This window comes from Streptomyces sp. SirexAA-E, assembly GCF_000177195.2.
GTDB lineage: Bacteria > Actinomycetota > Actinomycetes > Streptomycetales > Streptomycetaceae > Streptomyces > Streptomyces flavovirens.
On record NC_015953.1, the window covers coordinates 4,478,748 to 4,494,764 of the forward strand.

12 protein-coding genes and 1 pseudogene are annotated in these 16,017 nt (G+C 71.9%); 8 read left to right on the plus strand and 5 right to left on the minus strand.

The genetic code is table 11. The features are described 5' to 3' along the window. Positions 1-48: 48 nt before the first annotated feature. Positions 49-1,089: an LAETG motif-containing sortase-dependent surface protein gene (locus SACTE_RS20145; protein WP_014047850.1), complete on the minus strand. Its 1,041-nt coding sequence runs from the start codon at positions 1,087-1,089 to the stop codon at positions 49-51. Positions 1,090-1,396: 307 nt separating this feature from the next. Between SACTE_RS20145 and SACTE_RS20150 the strand changes: the two genes are divergently transcribed. Beyond that, positions 1,397-3,130 (plus strand): hypothetical protein, encoded by a 1,734-nt coding sequence (locus tag SACTE_RS20150; protein ID WP_014047851.1) that lies wholly within the window; start codon positions 1,397-1,399, stop codon positions 3,128-3,130. Between the two features lie 352 nt (positions 3,131-3,482). On the opposite strand, the gene SACTE_RS20155 is transcribed toward SACTE_RS20150, so the two are convergent. Beyond that, positions 3,483-3,785 (minus strand): chorismate mutase, encoded by a 303-nt coding sequence (locus SACTE_RS20155; protein ID WP_014047852.1) that lies wholly within the window; start codon positions 3,783-3,785, stop codon positions 3,483-3,485. 315 nt (positions 3,786-4,100) lie between these two features. Between SACTE_RS20155 and guaA the strand changes: the two genes are divergently transcribed. The 4 genes and pseudogenes from guaA (at position 4,101) to SACTE_RS20170 (ending at position 8,248) form a co-directional block, all read left to right on the plus strand. Next, positions 4,101-5,693, plus strand: coding sequence for a glutamine-hydrolyzing GMP synthase (guaA, locus tag SACTE_RS20160; RefSeq protein WP_014047853.1), 1,593 nt, complete (start codon positions 4,101-4,103; stop codon positions 5,691-5,693). A gap of 130 nt (positions 5,694-5,823) precedes the next feature. Further along, positions 5,824-6,273, plus strand: a pseudogene (locus tag SACTE_RS35130) (hypothetical protein). Positions 6,274-6,402: 129 nt separating this feature from the next. Next, entirely contained in the window at positions 6,403-7,671 is a 1,269-nt protein-coding gene (locus SACTE_RS20165; RefSeq protein WP_026359186.1) for a hypothetical protein, read from the plus strand. Positions 7,672-7,738: 67 nt separating this feature from the next. Next, positions 7,739-8,248, plus strand: a complete 510-nt coding sequence (locus SACTE_RS20170) for a DoxX family protein (protein ID WP_014047855.1) — start codon at positions 7,739-7,741, stop codon at positions 8,246-8,248. Positions 8,249-8,404: 156 nt separating this feature from the next. On the opposite strand, the gene SACTE_RS20175 is transcribed toward SACTE_RS20170, so the two are convergent. After that, positions 8,405-9,739: a PspC domain-containing protein gene (locus SACTE_RS20175; protein WP_014047857.1), complete on the minus strand. Its 1,335-nt coding sequence runs from the start codon at positions 9,737-9,739 to the stop codon at positions 8,405-8,407. A 175-nt stretch (positions 9,740-9,914) separates the two neighbouring features. Here SACTE_RS20175 and SACTE_RS20180 point away from each other — a divergent pair, with 175 nt between their 5' ends. Further along, the gene (locus SACTE_RS20180; RefSeq protein ID WP_026359187.1) at positions 9,915-11,201 is read left to right on the plus strand and encodes an ATP-binding protein; all 1,287 of its coding nucleotides are present in this window, start codon (positions 9,915-9,917) and stop codon (positions 11,199-11,201) included. Then, positions 11,198-11,893 carry a response regulator transcription factor gene (locus SACTE_RS20185; protein WP_014047859.1) on the plus strand — a complete coding sequence of 232 codons (696 nt, stop codon included), beginning with the start codon at positions 11,198-11,200 and terminating at the stop codon, positions 11,891-11,893. The genes SACTE_RS20180 and SACTE_RS20185 overlap by 4 nt, the downstream gene beginning before the upstream one ends. Before the next feature lie 11 nt (positions 11,894-11,904). On the opposite strand, the gene SACTE_RS20190 is transcribed toward SACTE_RS20185, so the two are convergent. Then, on the minus strand, positions 11,905-12,972 hold the full coding sequence (locus tag SACTE_RS20190) for an NlpC/P60 family protein (RefSeq protein WP_014047860.1): 1,068 nt from the start codon (positions 12,970-12,972) through the stop codon (positions 11,905-11,907). A gap of 267 nt (positions 12,973-13,239) precedes the next feature. On the opposite strand from SACTE_RS20190, the gene SACTE_RS20195 reads away from it, so the two are divergent. After that, on the plus strand, positions 13,240-13,593 hold the full coding sequence (locus tag SACTE_RS20195; RefSeq protein WP_014047861.1) for a hypothetical protein: 354 nt from the start codon (positions 13,240-13,242) through the stop codon (positions 13,591-13,593). Between the two features lie 1,073 nt (positions 13,594-14,666). Here SACTE_RS20195 and SACTE_RS20200 read toward each other — a convergent pair. Next, positions 14,667-15,833, minus strand: coding sequence for a C40 family peptidase (locus SACTE_RS20200; RefSeq protein ID WP_014047862.1), 1,167 nt, complete (start codon positions 15,831-15,833; stop codon positions 14,667-14,669). Positions 15,834-16,017 lie beyond the last annotated feature (184 nt).

Consider the following 16,017-nt stretch of genomic DNA (forward strand, 5'->3'; position numbering starts at 1 on the left):
CCCTCGCCGGGTGCGGCCCCTCAGGCGTTCAGGCGGTACCGGCGCGCCTTACGCGGCGGCGCCACCGTTGCTGCGGCGGCGCACGACGAACATCGCACCGGCGCCGAGCACCACGGCCGCACCGCCCGCGAGGGCGATCACCGGAGTGGAGGAGGACGAACCGGTCTCGGCGAGGCTGCCCGTGAGCTGGGCGGTGCCGGCGTTCGGCTTCGTCGTCGACGGGACGGGGATCTTGCCGCCCTCCTGGGGCTTGGAACCGTCCTCGTCACCGGCCTCGACGATCTGGAACCTGTAGCTGACGTCCGTGAAGCACGGCTCGGACACGCTGTCGTCACCGAAGACGAGCCCGCCGCCGAGGGTGAAGCCCGCACCCACCGGGGCGCTCTTCTTCACCTTGACGCGCAGCGGGATGTCGACCTCGTAGCCCGGCTTGATCACGTCGGTCGCGCCGACGATGCCCGCGGTCAGATCTGCCTCGGACACCTCCTCCCAGGTCCCTTCGGCGAGGGCCTGGAGCTCGACCTGCTTCGTGGTGAAGAGGTCGTCGCCGTGCTTGTCCGTCGAGGCGCCCGCGTAGAACAGGACGTTGTGCACGGTCTTCTTCGAGTCGTTGTAGGCGTTCAGCTCGAACGTGTGCCAGCCGCTGCCCCGGACGATCTTGCCGGCGAGCCCCTTGACGGAGAGCTCCAGCGGACGCGGCTCGCACGCCGGGGTCTCCTCCTCGGGGTCCGTCTCCTCGGAGGGCGTGGCGGTCGGCTTCGAGGTCGCCGGGGCCGTCGTGGACGGGGAGGCGGACGGCTTCGTGCCGCCCTCCCCGGGCTTCCCGGCCTCCTCGGTGGCCTCCGAGGCGGGGGACTCGGACGCCTCGGTGTCCGGGGAGGGCGACTTCGTCTCCCCGGAAGCGGTCTCCTCGGAAGTGGTCTCCTCGGGAGCGGTCTCCTCGTCGGACGGGGAGGCGGACGGGTCCGGGGAGGCGGTCTCGGCCGTGGTCGTCTCCGGGTCGGCGTACGCGGCCGGGGCCGAGAGGAGCACGACGGGTGCGATGACGGCGGTGGCAGCGGCGAGCGCCATGGTGCGGCGAAGCTTCATGTGGGCCTCAACGGGTCCGTGGTACCGCGCGGGTTGCGGTACGGCGAAAAAATGGACGGCCTGCCGTTGTGGGGCACGGAACGAGCCGGTGTGTTCGCCATGCATGACCTGTGAACCGGGTCAACGGTTGTCCGCACGCTCACAGAATCTTTATGTGGTGCTCGCCACATCTCGTGCGCCGATGCGGCGCACCGGTACTGTGCCCCATCCGCTGATCACGCCCGGTGCGACTCTGCGGGCGGGCGGCGCGGTCGACCCCGTACCGCGCCACAGCGGTCACACAGCTCTGCCGACCCCGAGGTTCGCGATGACACGCATTTCCCCGAGAACCGTGCTGCGCCGCACCGCCGGCCGTCTTGCCGCCGCCGGGCTGCTCGCGGCGGGTTCTCTCGCCGTGGGCGCGCCGGCGCACGCGGCCGACCCCGTCCTCACGCTCGGCGGCCCCGCCGAGACCGCCGTCCACCCCTACCCGGCGACCGGATCCCCGCAGGCGTCCGCACTGGAGATCACCGTCCACAACCCGGACCCGGACGGCGCGGGATACGAGGGCGAGGTGACCTACACCCTCGACCTCGGCGGGATCGAGGGCGTCGCCGTCCTCGCCCCGGCCGAGGACACCGGGTCCGACTGCGAGATCGACGGCCCGCGGGCCGTCTGCCACGACCACGGCGTGTACGCCGGACTCGGCGCCGTCGCCGACTTCGACCTGGTGGCCGCCGAGGGCAGCGAGGAGGGGGCGACCGGCACCATCGAGGTGACGGGTTCGGCGGACGGCGTCACCTTCACGCCGTTCTCCACGAGGGTCACTGTTGGCGGACCCGACCTGGTGACGAAGCGGCTGCCCTTCGAGCGGAACCTCCGGCCGGGCGACGCCCAGCCCGCCCCGATCACCTTCCGCAACCAGGGGACACGGGCCGCCGACGGCGTCCTGCTCACCCTGAGGTACTCGCGCGGCCTGGAGATCCCCGAGCGCTACGCCAACTGCGTCTACAACGGAGAGGCCGGCGAGGACCCGTTCGACGCCTTCGCCTGGTCCACCGCGCTCTGCTCCGTCGAGGGCTCCTTCGAACCGGGCGCGACCTACACGCTGGGCGTCCCGCTGTCCGTGAAGGCCAGCGAGCGCGCCTACCACGACACGTTCGTCTACCGCGTCGCGGAGGACGGCCCGGCCCAGCGCTCCGCACAGCGTGCGGGCGCCGCCTTCCGCGAAGGGACCGGCCCCGAGCTGACCCTGACGAAGGCGGCGGCCTCTGCCCGGGGCGCGGATCTCGCCCCCTGGGACAACCAGCAGGAGGCCGACTTCCGCACGGAGAACACCGCGGACTTCGTGGCGGTCGGCGGCACCGGCGAGGGTGCCGTGGGCGACACGGTGACCGCGAGGGTCGGCCACCGCAACGACGGACCGGCCTGGATCGGCAACATCCGCTCCGGCGAGCCCGTCGCCACCTTCGAGTTCACCGTCCCCGAAGGCACCGAGGTCACCGGCAAGCCGCCGTCCTGCCAGGCGGTGACCCCCGAGGACCGGCAGGGGGAGGGGCGGCTCGGCGCCGAACGCTACCGCTGCTCCTCGTCGATGACCGTGCGGGACGGGGCCGAGACGATCCTGCCGTTCGAGCTGAAGATCACCGATGTGGTCCCGGACGCGGCGGGCACGGTCCTGGTCCGCGGCCCCTGGGAGGAGGAACTGCCCTTCGACCCCGAGCCGGCGAACAACGCCGCCCGCTGGGTGCTGAACGGGGACGCGCCCGGCTCCGGTGACACCGGCGGTACGACGGAGGGCTCCAGCGGCACCGGCGGCTCCGCAGGAGGTGCCCCGGGCGGTCCCACGGACGGAGCCTCGGGCGGTTTCGGCCCCGGCACCGCCGGCGCCCCGTCCGCGCCGGGCTCCACCGGCACGTCCGGCTCTGCGGTTTCGGCCCCCGGAGGCTCGCTCGCCTCCACCGGTACGGTCGCGCCGGCGGCCGCCGGAGCCGCGGTCGCCGCCCTGGCCGCGGGCGGTGTCCTGTACGCGACGACGCGGCGCCGTTCCGCGCGCGGATGAGATGGGCCGGAGGTGTGGACCGAGACGAGGCGGGCGGTGCGGTCGCCGTCTCCGCGGGCGGCCGGTCCCGGGCGTCCCCGGGGCCGGCCGCACAGGAGTGACCGGGCTGCTGTCCCCTGCCGACCGGTCACACGCGCCGGAACGCGGTCCCACGACATTCCTGAGGTACGTCACACGTCCCATACCTGAGGTACGTCACACGTCCCGGCGGAGCCACGCGTGGATCTCTCTCGCTGCCGCCCCTGGCTGGCACGGACATCCGGACCAACGAGGACCCCGGGGCGCCGGTCACGCGCCGTACGGGTGAGTGCGGGCCCGAACGCGGGTGCGGCCGTACAGCCTCCCCGGGGCGTCACACCCGGCCGCGGCACAGCTCCAGCAGCGTCATGGCGAGTGCCGTGCCCGGCTTGCCCAGGGCGTCGCTGTAGTGGGCGAGGACATCCATCTCGCGGGAGAGGTTCACCCGGCGGCCGCCGGACGTGATCCTCGCCTCCTGGATCACCGCGGAGACCGCCATCCGTTCCTGGACGAGACCGATGATCCGGTCGTCCAGGGCGTCGATGCGGGTCCTGGCGTCGCCGATCAGGGAGGCGGCCTCGGTCGTGTGGGCGCCGGTCCGCTCGGCGGCCGTCTTCGCGGGTGCGGTGCTGGTCATCTGTGACTCCCGGTGGGGTGCGGCTCCCCGGACCGACGGCCTCGCAACGCCGAAGCGCCCCTGGCCTGTCGGCCCGGGGCGCCTGGAAAGGTGCTTGTCAGTTGCTCAAGCAGCACGACCATGGCAGCCGGCGGGCCGGGTGCCATAGGTAAAGACGAAGGTCGTGTGCTGACGCATGGGCGCAAGTATGGACCCCGCCGAGCCACCGGGTCCAACCCCCGGCCCGGATCGTGAGACGGGAGCCCGGCGGGGCAAAGCCGCGAGCCCGGTAGAATCGGGAGGACACACCCCTCTCCACCGCCGGAAGGCCGCCCAGTGCCAGCAGCACCCCCCGCCGCCCCCGACACCACCACCGACGTGGTTCTCGTAGTCGACTTCGGCGCACAGTACGCCCAGCTCATCGCCCGCCGTGTCCGTGAGGCCCGGGTCTACAGCGAGATCGTCCCGTCCACGATGCCGGTGGCCGAGATGCTGGCCAAGAACCCGCGCGCGATCATCCTGTCCGGCGGTCCGTCCTCGGTGTACGCGGAGGGGGCGCCCAGCCTGGACCGGTCGCTGTTCGAGGCCGGGATCCCGGTCTTCGGCATGTGCTACGGCTTCCAGCTGATGGCCACCACGCTCGGCGGCACGGTCGACGACAACGGGGCCCGCGAGTACGGCCGCACCCCGCTCGCCGTCTCCAAGTCCGGCTCCACCCTCTTCGAGGGCACGCCCGCCGAGCAGTCCGTGTGGATGTCGCACGGCGACGCCTGCTCCGCCGCCCCCGAGGGCTTCACCGTCACCGCGTCCACGGACGTCGTCCCGGTCGCCGCCTTCGAGAACGACGAGAAGAAGCTCTACGGCGTCCAGTACCACCCGGAGGTCATGCACTCGACCTACGGCCAGCAGGTCCTGGAGCACTTCCTCTACCGGGGCGCCGGCATCGAGCCGACCTGGACGACCACCAACGTCGTCGAGGAGCAGATCGCCCTGATCCGCGAGCAGGTCGGCACCAAGCGCGCCATCTGCGGCCTCTCCGGCGGCGTGGACTCCGCGGTCGCCGCGGCCCTCGTGCAGAAGGCCATCGGTTCCCAGCTCACCTGCGTGTACGTCGACCACGGTCTGATGCGCAAGGGCGAGACCGAGCAGGTCGAGAAGGACTTCGTGGCCGCCACCGGCGTCCAGCTCAAGGTCGTCGACGCCGAGAAGCGCTTCCTGGACGCGCTGGCCGGGGTCAGCGACCCCGAACAGAAGCGGAAGATCATCGGCCGCGAGTTCATCCGGGTCTTCGAGCAGGCCCAGGCGGAGATCGTGGCCGAGGCCGCGGAGGGCGAGGACGTCGCCTTCCTCGTCCAGGGCACCCTCTACCCGGACGTGGTGGAGTCCGGCGGCGGCACCGGCACCGCCAACATCAAGTCCCACCACAACGTGGGCGGCCTCCCCGAGGACATCGAGTTCCAGCTCGTCGAGCCGCTGCGCCAGCTCTTCAAGGACGAGGTCCGGATGGTCGGCCAGGAGCTCGGCCTGCCGGAGGAGATCGTCCAGCGCCAGCCGTTCCCCGGCCCCGGCCTCGGCATCCGTATCGTCGGCGAGGTCACCAAGGAGCGGCTCGACCTGCTGCGCGACGCCGACGCCATCGCCCGCGAGGAGCTGACGGCGGCCGGTCTGGACCGCGACATCTGGCAGTGCCCGGTGGTCCTGCTCGCGGACGTCCGGAGCGTCGGCGTCCAGGGCGACGGCCGGACCTACGGCCACCCGATCGTGCTGCGCCCGGTCTCCTCCGAGGACGCGATGACGGCCGACTGGTCGCGCCTTCCGTACGAGACGCTGGCGAAGATCTCCACCCGCATCACCAACGAGGTCGCCGAGGTCAACCGCGTGGTGCTCGACGTGACGAGCAAGCCGCCGGGGACCATCGAGTGGGAGTGACCCCCCTCCTCCGGACCCCCTGAGGTCAGCACCGGTGCCGTCGTCCATTGGTTCGGGCGGCGGCACCGTCGTATGGGCCGGGTACGCCGGCCGAGGAGACGAGGCCCTGCCCGTGGAAGGGTGCCGCCCCATGACCGCAGACGACGCACGGGCCCTCATGTCCGCCCCGGCAACGACCGCCTCACCTGGAACACCCCGCTGTCCGAGGAGCACGCCGCCCGGCTGATCGCTGCCTGCGCGCCCGCCCCGGGGGCCGGGTGCTGTGCGGGGGCGGGTTCTGGGAGCGGGAGCCGTCGCCCGCCGCGTTGGCGGGGCCGGACGACTTCGGTTCGCTGCTGGAGCTGATCCGGCAGGCCGAGGCCGTGGGGCTCCGGCCGCTCCAGGTGACCGTGGCCGACCAGCGCGAGTGGGACCTCTTCGAGTCCGCCGCCAACATCGGCCGGGGCGAGCGCTGGGCCCTGGCCCATCCCGGGCACCCGTTGCACGCCGAGGTGACCGCGGCGTCGACGCCCGGCGCACCGGTTACTACGGGGGCCACCGCGGGACGCTGGGCCTCGCCTACCTCGTCCTGGCCGCCTGAAATTCGCACATGGGTGCAAGGGTTGCCGCCAGGCTGCCCCGATGTGGGCGGATCCCGCTCCGTACGGCACAATTCGCAGAAATCACAGGTGAGTTGGTTGTACCGGAGCGGGAAAGGGTGGCGTTCTCCGTGGCGTTGGACGAGGCGAGGGCGAAGAGCACGCACGCAGGCAGCTGCACGTGCGGCGACTGCCCGCACGGAGCGCGCGAGGGGCACCGCCGGGCCGTGGCGGCCTTCCTGACCCTGCGGGACGAACTGGCCACCGGCAAAGGGCTGCCCGCCGGGGTCGCCCAGTCCGCCTCGGCGTCCCGGCAGTGGGTGTCGGACGAGCTGACCGAGACGGCCCGGACGCTCGCCGAGCGCGGCCGCGAGGCCGGTGACGCCTGGCTCCACACCGTCCGGCAGCGCACCCTGGTCATCGTCTGGGGCGCCGTCGTCCTCCTGGCCCTGGGCGAGACCGTCACCGCCATCGGCGCCGGCTGGTCCACCGCCCGCACCGCGGGCCTGATCGCCGGACTGGTCACGGCGGCCCTGCTCACCGTCGCCGCCCAGGTCCACCGGGCCCGCGGCGGGCTGCTCGCCCCGCTGATCGGCGAGGACAACCGGCTCTCCACCTCCCGCACGGTCGCCGCCTCCTGGGTGCTGCTCGCCGTCTTCGCGGTGCTCGTGCTCGCCCTCCAGCTGGCCGGTGCCTCCGCCCACACCGACCGGGACGCCCTGATCGAGGGGCTGGACCTGGTCCGCTCGGCCGGGGTGCTCACCGTGCTCGCGCTGGTGTGCGCCGTCGCCGTCGTCGTGCGCCGGGTGGTGACCGTACGGGTCCTCGGGCAGCGGCTGCAGAAGCTGCGGGCCGACCGGCCCCGGGCCGCCGATCTGCTGACCGACGACTCCGGGCGCGGCAGTTTCACGGATGTGCAGTACGTGCTGGTCAGTACCGTCGCCGTGCTGTTCGCGGCGGTGCGCCTCGCCCGCCGTCCCGAGCAGCTGCCGGACCTGCCGTGGGGCCTGGCGCTGCTGGTGGTCGTCTCCGCGGCGACGTACTTCGCCGGGAAGTACGCGGAGGGCGGCCGCCCCGTCGTCCTGTCGGTGGTCCGGGCCCGGGAGGCCGGGGACCTGGACGCCCCGATCCGTACGGGGGACGACATCGAGATCCGGGGCGCCGGCTTCGTCCCGCCGGGCGCGGGCAGCCCGGACCGCCTCGCCCGGGTCGTCGTCCGGATCGGCCGGGTGCACGTCCACGTGCCGCTGATCCCGGTCGCCGGGGGCTTCGCCAACCCGGCCGACACGGTGCTGACCGTGCCGGTGCCGGTCGAGGTCGAACCGGGGGTCGTGGACGTGCAGGTCATCACCGCGGCGGGCGTGGAGACCGAACCCTGCGCCATCGACGTCACGGACTGACCCACCGGCTACGCCGTGCCCCCGCCTCCGTAAGGTCTGTTGAAAGGCCAACGGAAGGCGGGCAGTGATGCAGGGGTACGGCACAGGGTCCTACGGGCTACGCGAACCGAGGGGCGTCCGGGACCTGGCGCGGCAGTACGCGCTGCTGCCCCTGCGGATCTTTCTGGGCGTCACCTTCGTCTACGCGGGTCTCGACAAGCTGACGGACAGCGCGTTCCTGTCGGCGAGCGGCCCGGGATCGATCGGTGAGCTGATGGAGTCGGTCCGCGACAGCTCCGCGATCCCGGCCCTGGTCGACCTGGGACTGAAGAGCCCCGAGGGCTTCGGCCACGCGATCGCCGTCGGGGAACTCCTCGTCGGTCTCGCCACCCTGCTCGGCCTGTGGACGCGGATCGCGGCGCTCGGCGGCGCCCTGATCTCGCTGAGCCTGTGGCTGACGGTGAGCTGGCAGTCCACGCCCTACTACTACGGCAACGACCTGGCCTACCTCATGGCCTGGCTGCCCCTGCTGCTCGCCGGCGCGGAGGTCCTGTCCCTCGACACGTTCCTCGCGTCCCGGCGGCGGCGCATCCGGTAGCTCACCCACGTCACCGTCGCCGCGAGCCAGAGGCCACCGAAGAACAGCGGCAGGAAGAACGTCCACGGCACGCGCCAGGACCCTGCCGCGTCCGCCGCGTAGCCGCCCGCCAGGGCGAGCATGACGAGGCCCGCGACCGCACGGCCCGGACGGATCTCATGACGTAGCACGGCTGACCTCCACCTGTCCGATGCCGACTTCGAGGTCCAGTACGACCGTGCCGGCGGGCTTGCTGTCCTCCAGGGGGCCGAAGGTGCGCCGGGTGCGCAGGTCGGTGGCCAGGCGCACGCCGTCAGGAGCGGCGGTGAACAGCCGGATGTCGCCGAGGCCCGCTTCGGCGACCACCCGCACCGTCACCCCGTTCGGTACGACGACACGTGCGGCGCCCGCCCCGACCTCGACGCCGGTACGCACGGTGTCACCCACCGGGACGTCGAGGTGGGACAGGTCGAGCCGTGCGACGCCGGTGCCCAGTTCGTACCGGGGCTGGACCGTGGCGACGGAGGCCGGCCGCCACTCCTCGCGGACCCAGTCGGTGCCGATCTCCTTCGGCACGGCCGACGCGCCGGCCAGCAGGCCCGCCGTGATCACGGCCAGCATGACCGTGCCGAAGCCGGTCCGGCCGACGACCGAGGCGACCAGCAGGCCGAGGCCGAACACCGCGAGGGCGGCGGCGAGGCCGAACTGCAGGCTCGTGCCCAGCGGGTGGGTGTCCCAGCTCAGCCCCGTGCCCAGGCCGCCCGCGACCAGGGCGAGCAGGAAGACCAGGCCCCCGATCGACCGCGGCCCCCGGGTCTCCGGCGCCCCGCGCCGGACGCGTGAGACGTCGGCCGTGGCCGCCCTGAATCGACGCGGCGCGCCTTCGTCGAGCGACTGGTCCGCCGGGCCCCACAGGTACCCGGGGCCCACCGGCCCGGTCGTACCGTCCTTGACGATCGGGTCCCGCCACCAGGAGGGGCTGCCCGGTGTGGGCGGAGCCTTCACCTCGGGCGGTGCCCCGTGGGCGGTGGCGTGCGCGGTGGCCTTGGGGGGCTGCGCCGCGGCGCCCGGCGGTTCCTCGTGGACCGTCGTCCCGCGGTGCTGGGTCCAGACCGAGAAGCCGACGACGGCCAGCGACAGCATCGCCGCGAAGGCGAGCATCCCGCCGTTGTGCAGCATCGACAGCAGGAGGCCGCAGCCCACCAGCGCGAACAGCAGCGCGACCAGGGACGCGCCCTCGACCCGGCCCGACAGCAGCTTCCGGGCCTCGTTCTCCTCCTCGCCCTCCAGGGGCAGGAGGAGCCACGCGAAGCCGTAGAAGATCAGGCCGATTCCGCCGGTGACCGCGAGGACACCGATCACGATCCGGAAGATGACCGGGTCCACGTCGCAGTACCGGCCCAGCCCGCCGCACACACCGGCCACGGCCTTCTGCCGGGGGGTGCGCCGCAACGGGGGCCGGGGCCCGGGGGCCGGTGCGACACCGGGAGCGGTGTCCTGGGGAACGGTCATGACTCCATGGTGACGGCCCGCGCCTGCCGCCGGGACCCACGGCGACCCTGGTCGGTCCCTGATATCGGCCCCTGGGTGGCGGCCCCCGGGACGGAGCGGAGCCCCGCGGGCATCAGGGTCGCGTCCGGGGCGGACCCTGATGCCCGCACCGGCCGCCGCGTGTGACCATCGGTCCATGCCATCCGCCACGACCCGAGCACCGAGCTCCGCCACCCCGGACCTGGAGGAGCCGCCGCCGCGCAAGCTGTACCGCAGCGCCGACGGCCGGATGCTCGGGGGCGTCGCACGCGGGCTCGGCGGGCACCTGGGGCTGCCGGTGGCCTGGATCCGCTTCCTCTTCCTCGGGCTGTTCTTCGCCGACGGGCTCGGCGCCCTGCTCTACGCGGTGTTCTGGATCGTGGTCCCGCTCGGCGTGGGCGGGGTCGAGGCCCCGCGGTCCGTCTTCGAGACCGCCCCGGACGGACGGCGCCGGCTCCGCAAGCCGGACCGGGGGCAGGTCTTCGCCCTGGTCGCACTGCTCATCGGCGCCATGATCTTCGTCGGCAACGTCGACATGGGCAACGGCGCCGACCGGTACATCTGGCCGACCCTGCTGATCGGCGCGGGCTCGGTCCTGGTGTGGCGCCAGGCCGACAACGCGCGCCGGGCCCGCTGGATGGAGGTCGGCCGCCGTCGCCGGGTGCTGCAACTGGCCCGGGGCCTGGCCGGTGTCGCCCTCGTCGGGCTGGGCCTCGCCGTCTTCATGGTGGTGCGCGGCTCGGCGGCCCAGCTCGGCAACGTACTCACCGCCGCCATCGCCGTGCTCACCGGCATCGCGCTGCTGGCCGGGCCCTATCTGGTCCGGATGACCCAGGACCTCTCCGAGGAGCGCCTGATGCGCATCCGCGCCCAGGAACGCGCCGAGGTCGCCGCCCATGTCCACGACTCCGTCCTGCACACCCTCACCCTGATCCAGCGCAACGCCGACGACGGCGGCGAGGTCCGCAGGCTCGCCCGCGCCCAGGAGCGGGAGCTGCGGAACTGGCTGTACGACCCGGAGGGCACCGGCAAGGACGAGGCCGACGAACCCGGGACGCTCGCCGAGGCCGTCAAGCGCGCCGCCGCCGAGGTCGAGGACAAGCACGGCGTCCCCCTGGAGGTCGTCGTGGTCGGCGACTGCCCGCTCGACGAGAAGCTGACGGCACAGATGCAGGCCGCGCGTGAGGCGATGGTCAACGCCGCCAAGTACGGTGGCGAGGGCGGTGCCGTACAGGTCTTCGCGGAGGTGGAGGGGAACACGGTCTTCGTCTCCGTACGGGACCGGGGGCCGGGCTTCGACCTGGACGCCGTTCCCGGCGACAGGATGGGCGTACGAGAATCGATCATCGGCCGGATGCAGCGCAACGGCGGTACGGCGCGGCTGCGTTCGGTGCCCGGTGGGGGCACGGAAGTCGAGCTGGAGATGGAGAGGGCGGGTCAATGACCGAGAACACCGAAGCGACCGGGGGCCCGGAGCGCCGGGTACGGGTCGTGCTCGTCGACGACCACCGGATGTTCCGCACCGGGGTCCAGGCCGAGATCGGCCGCACCGAGGAGACCGGTGTCGAGGTCGTCGGCGAGGCCGCCGACGTCGACCAGGCGGTCACCGTGATCACGGCGACCCGCCCCGAGGTCGTCCTCCTCGACGTCCACCTGCCCGGCGGCGGCGGTGTCGAGGTGCTGCGCCGGTGCGCCCCGATGATGGGCGCGGTCCAGGACCCGGTGCGGTTCCTGGCGCTGTCCGTGTCGGACGCGGCCGAGGACGTCATCGGTGTCATCCGGGGCGGTGCCCGCGGTTACGTCACCAAGACCATCACCGGGAGCGACCTGGTCGACTCGGTCTTCCGGGTCCAGGAGGGCGACGCGGTGTTCTCGCCGCGGCTGGCCGGTTTCGTGCTGGACGCCTTCGCCTCCACGGACGCGCCCCCGGTCGACGAGGACCTGGACCGGCTGACGCAGCGCGAGCGCGAGGTGCTGCGGCTGATCGCCCGCGGGTACGCGTACAAGGAGATCGCCAAGCAGCTCTTCATCTCGGTGAAGACGGTCGAGTCCCACGTCTCGGCGGTGCTGCGCAAGCTCCAGCTCTCCAACCGCCACGAACTGACGCGCTGGGCGACGGCGCGACGGCTGGTCTGAGCCCGCGGAGCCTACGCGACCCGGGTCGCCCCCGCGAACGGCATTTCGCTGATCGGTGCGACCCGGACCGGGGCTCCCGGGCGCGGTGCGTGGATCATCTGGCCGCCGCCGATGTACATCCCGACGTGGGAGATCCCGGAGTAGAAGAACACCAGGTCGCCCGGGGCCAGTTCGGAGCGGGAGACGCGGTTGCCCGCGTTGATCTGGGAGTAGGTGGTGCGGGGCAGGGAGACGCCGGCGGCGCGCCAGGCGGCCTGGGTGAGGCCGGAGCAGTCGAAGGAGTCGGGGCCGGTGGCGCCCCAGACGTACGGCTTGCCGAGGGCCCCGTAGGCGAAGGCGACGGCCTGCGCGGCGCGGGCGTTCGGGGCGGCGGTGGCGCCGCGGGGGATGCCTCGGTCGGCGCGTGCGGAACCGCCGTGGGCGTCGTCGGCCGCGCGCTCGTAGTCGGCGCGCTGGGCGGCGGTCAGGGTGGCCAACAGCCGCTGGGCGTCGGCCAGCTTGGTGCGGACGGTGTCCTTCTGCTTGCGGAGTTCGGCCCGGCGGGAGGTGAGGGCCTCCAGCTCGTTCTCGGCACGGGCGCGCAACTGGGCGATCTCGGAGACCTGTCGGCGTACCCCGTTGAGCGCTCCGGCCTGGCGGTCACCGGCCCGGTCCTCGAAGGCGGCGCGCTCCAGGTACTGGTCGGGGTCCGAGGAGAGGGCCAGCCGGACGGCCGGGTCGATGCCGCCGGTGCGGTACTGGGCGGTGGCGAACGAGCCGAGGGCGTTGCGCGCGGCGTTGAGGCGCTCGGTCCTGCGGGCGGCCTCGTCGCGCAGCGCGTCGAGGGACTTCTCGGAGGCGGCCGCCTTCTCCTTGGCTCCGTTGTACTTCTCGGTGGCGACCTCGGCGTCGTGGTACAGCCGGTCGACCTTCGCCTTGACCTGGGCCGGGGTCAGCTGGGGTTCGGCCTGTGCGGCGCCGTCGAAGGCGGTCGCGGTCGCCGCCCCGGCGAGGGCCAGGGTGGCTGCGGTGCGGGCAGCAGGTCCGGTGAACAGACGCTGCTTGGGCTTGCGATGAGCGGCTTTGCGCTGGGCGGCCACGGGGGCGTGGGTCCTTCCGTTCGACTGCCCGTCGGGGAGGTGCCGGCGGGCCCGCCGGACTTCCGGCGGTACCTGGGAGGGACGCTAAGCCCGAGGCACGGGGAAGAGTCGTAATGACTGCTATTTGCCCTGTTGTGACGTTTCTATTTTCGAAAATGACCGCAATAGCCAACCGGAGTCCGGCCATCCGGTCCGGTTGCGAGCGGGCCGATAGGTAAGTCGTACCTGGCTGAAGAGTGGTGATATGCCCGTGGCTAGGCTGCGGCCATGAACGCACTCATCCATGTCGTCGTGGCTCTGCACATCATCGGCATCGCCGCCCTGCTGGGTGGCTTCCTGACCCAGATGAAGGCCATGGGGGCGGGTACCGCCCGCTTCGTGCCGGCGATGCTGCACGGTGCGCTCACCATGCTCGTCACGGGTGTCGCCCTCGTCGGCCTCAACCAGGCCGACGACCAGAGCGTGAACAACGTCAAGGTCGGGGTGAAGCTGCTGCTCCTGATCGTGATCCTGGCGCTCGTCTATGTGAAGCGGGACGAGGAGAGGGTCGACAAGGGCGCGTTCGCGGCGGTCGGCGGGCTGACGGTCGCCAACATCTTCATCGCCACGCTCTGGACCTGAGCCGGAGGCGGTACCCCGTGCGGCGGGGGGGGCGGGCCGGACGGTCCGCCCCCCCGCCGCATGTAGGTTCTCGTTCTTCCTGTCCGACGGGCGGCCGCTGACCTGGGCAGGCTTGGTGCCTTCTCAGCGTTCTGTCGGGAGATTCTTCTCATCAATCTGTCCGATTCCTTGGGTGTCCTGCCGGAGATCACTGGTTACCGCCGCAAAGGGATGACGGGCGGCGTGAGGGAGGGCATGATGGACGCCATGTCCAACACACGAAAGGCCCATGCCTCGTAGGCGTCCTTCGCAGGTCCGTCGTGACCTGCCACGGCACTTGCGGCAATGGGAACGTCGAGCCACGGTTGCTGGCTTGTCGTCCCACGTATTGGCGGAGATTGCTCGCGTTGAGCGGCAGCGTTTGTGGATTGGCGCCGCCCACGAAGCTCTGGAGCATTGGCAGAGGATCTGTCGGCAGCCTGGACGCGGCGTGATGTATACGAGGGCGACGCGGTACGACAATTGGTACGACCACGAGACAGGCGAGGACATTGGTCCGGAGCGATGTCGTGGCGTCCTGGAAACACTTGCTCATGCTCTGTCTCCGAGGTCGGCTCGGGACCTGCGGGCGCTCATCGAGCCACTTGATGAACGGTTCCTGAGGCGAACGGTGAAGGACCCGTTCGCGCCGCCAGATGCGCCATGGTGGATGAATCGTGTCAAGCGCCCTTGATTCTTTTCGGGACCGCTTGTGCACTGTGGTGTTGAATCTCCTGGGTGGCTTTGTTCACGAGAACCGGTTCTCGTGAACAAAGCCACTGGCGGCTGTCCGACAGCTGAGGCGGTTCAACAGCCAGCAGTGACCAGTTCGAACGGGGTCACGATTGGTTGCTGTCCCGGCGGGGAAGCTTGTCGCCGATCGCCTCGACCAGAACCTTGACCTCATGTGGAAACTTCTGGGCCCGGGTCGTCAGGAACGCGCTCTTGACGATGTGGCCAGAGGTGAAGTCCAGGTCGCCGCCGATCTGCTCCCAGATCGTGCGCTCGCTGAGAATCCGACAGATCTAAAGCGGCCCTACACCGCACGTCCCGGGTCAGGCCGGGCGCACGCTGCCGTAGATGGGCATGTAGTAGATCGACTCCTCGCGGACGTTCGCCCCCGGCTTCGGGGCGTGGATCATCATGCCGTCGCCCTTGTAGATGCCGACGTGGCTGATGTCGTCGTAGAAGAAGACCAGGTCACCGGGTTGTAGGTCCGCGGTGGCGACCCGGGTGCCGACCTCGACCTGGTCCCAGGTAGTGCGGGGCAGGGAGACGCCGGCCGCCTTCCACGCGGCCTGGGTGAGCCCGGAGCAGTCGTACGAGGACGGGCCCGTCGCGCCCCAGACGTACGGCTTGCCGATCTGCGCGCGGGCGAAGGCCAGGACCTTCTCGGCCTGGGAGGCGTAGCCGCTGTCGGATCCGGAGCCCGTGTCGGTGCTGCTGCCGGTACCCGTCCCCGAGCTCTGGTCCGCGGTCTTCTCCTTCGCGGCCCGGTCGGCCTTCTCCTTCGCGGCGGCGGCCTGCTGGCGGGCCAGCTCATCAGCCTTCCGCTTGGCCTCCGCCTCCTTCTTCCGCTCCAGCTCGGCGAGGCGCTTCTTCTCCTCGGCGGTCAGCTTCGAGAGCAGGGTGCGGGCCTCGGACAGCTTCTCCTGGACCTGCTGCTTGCTGGTACGCAGCTCGGCCTGCGAGGCGGTGAGCGTCTCCAGGCTCTTCGTCGCCTCGGCCCGCTTCGTCGCCGCCTCCTTCTGCTGCGTACGGAAGTCCGCGACCACCTTCTGCTGCCGGCTGGTCATCCGGTCCATCAGCTGGTCCTGATCGAAGTACGACTGCGGGTCGTCCGCCAGGAAGAACGTCGCGGTCGGGGCGATGGCGCCGTCGCGGTACTGCGCGGCCGCGTAGTGGCCCAGCTCACGGCGGGTCTCGTTGAGCTTCTCGGCGCGTTCGGCGGCGGCCTGGAGCAGGGCGTCCACCTCGGCGCGCTGCTTCGCGGAGGCGGCCTTGGCCGCGTTGTACTTCTGCGTCTCGGTGCCTGCCTGCCGGAACAGGTCGTCGACCTTCTTCTGTACTTCCTCGATGGTGGGCGCCGGCCGGGCCGGGGCGGCCGTCGCGCTCTGCGTGGAGAGCAGGGTGACGGAGGCGAGCGCCGCCGTGGTGAGACCGACGGCGGGGGTGGCGCTCAGGCGGGTGCGCGGTTTGCGATGCGACGCCAAGGCCGGCATCTCCTTCCGTGGGCCGCCTACCGGGTTGGCGATGGGGTCCCACCAGTCCGTTCAGGCACTGGGGGAGGTTCGGGCGGAACGGAAGGCTGCCCTACGGTCCATGGAGCCGGACCGATTCACCCCGGTGCTGCGTGTGGGTCCCCGGTTCCGGTCTCCCGCGAGGAAGGACGGATTCGGCGGAGGC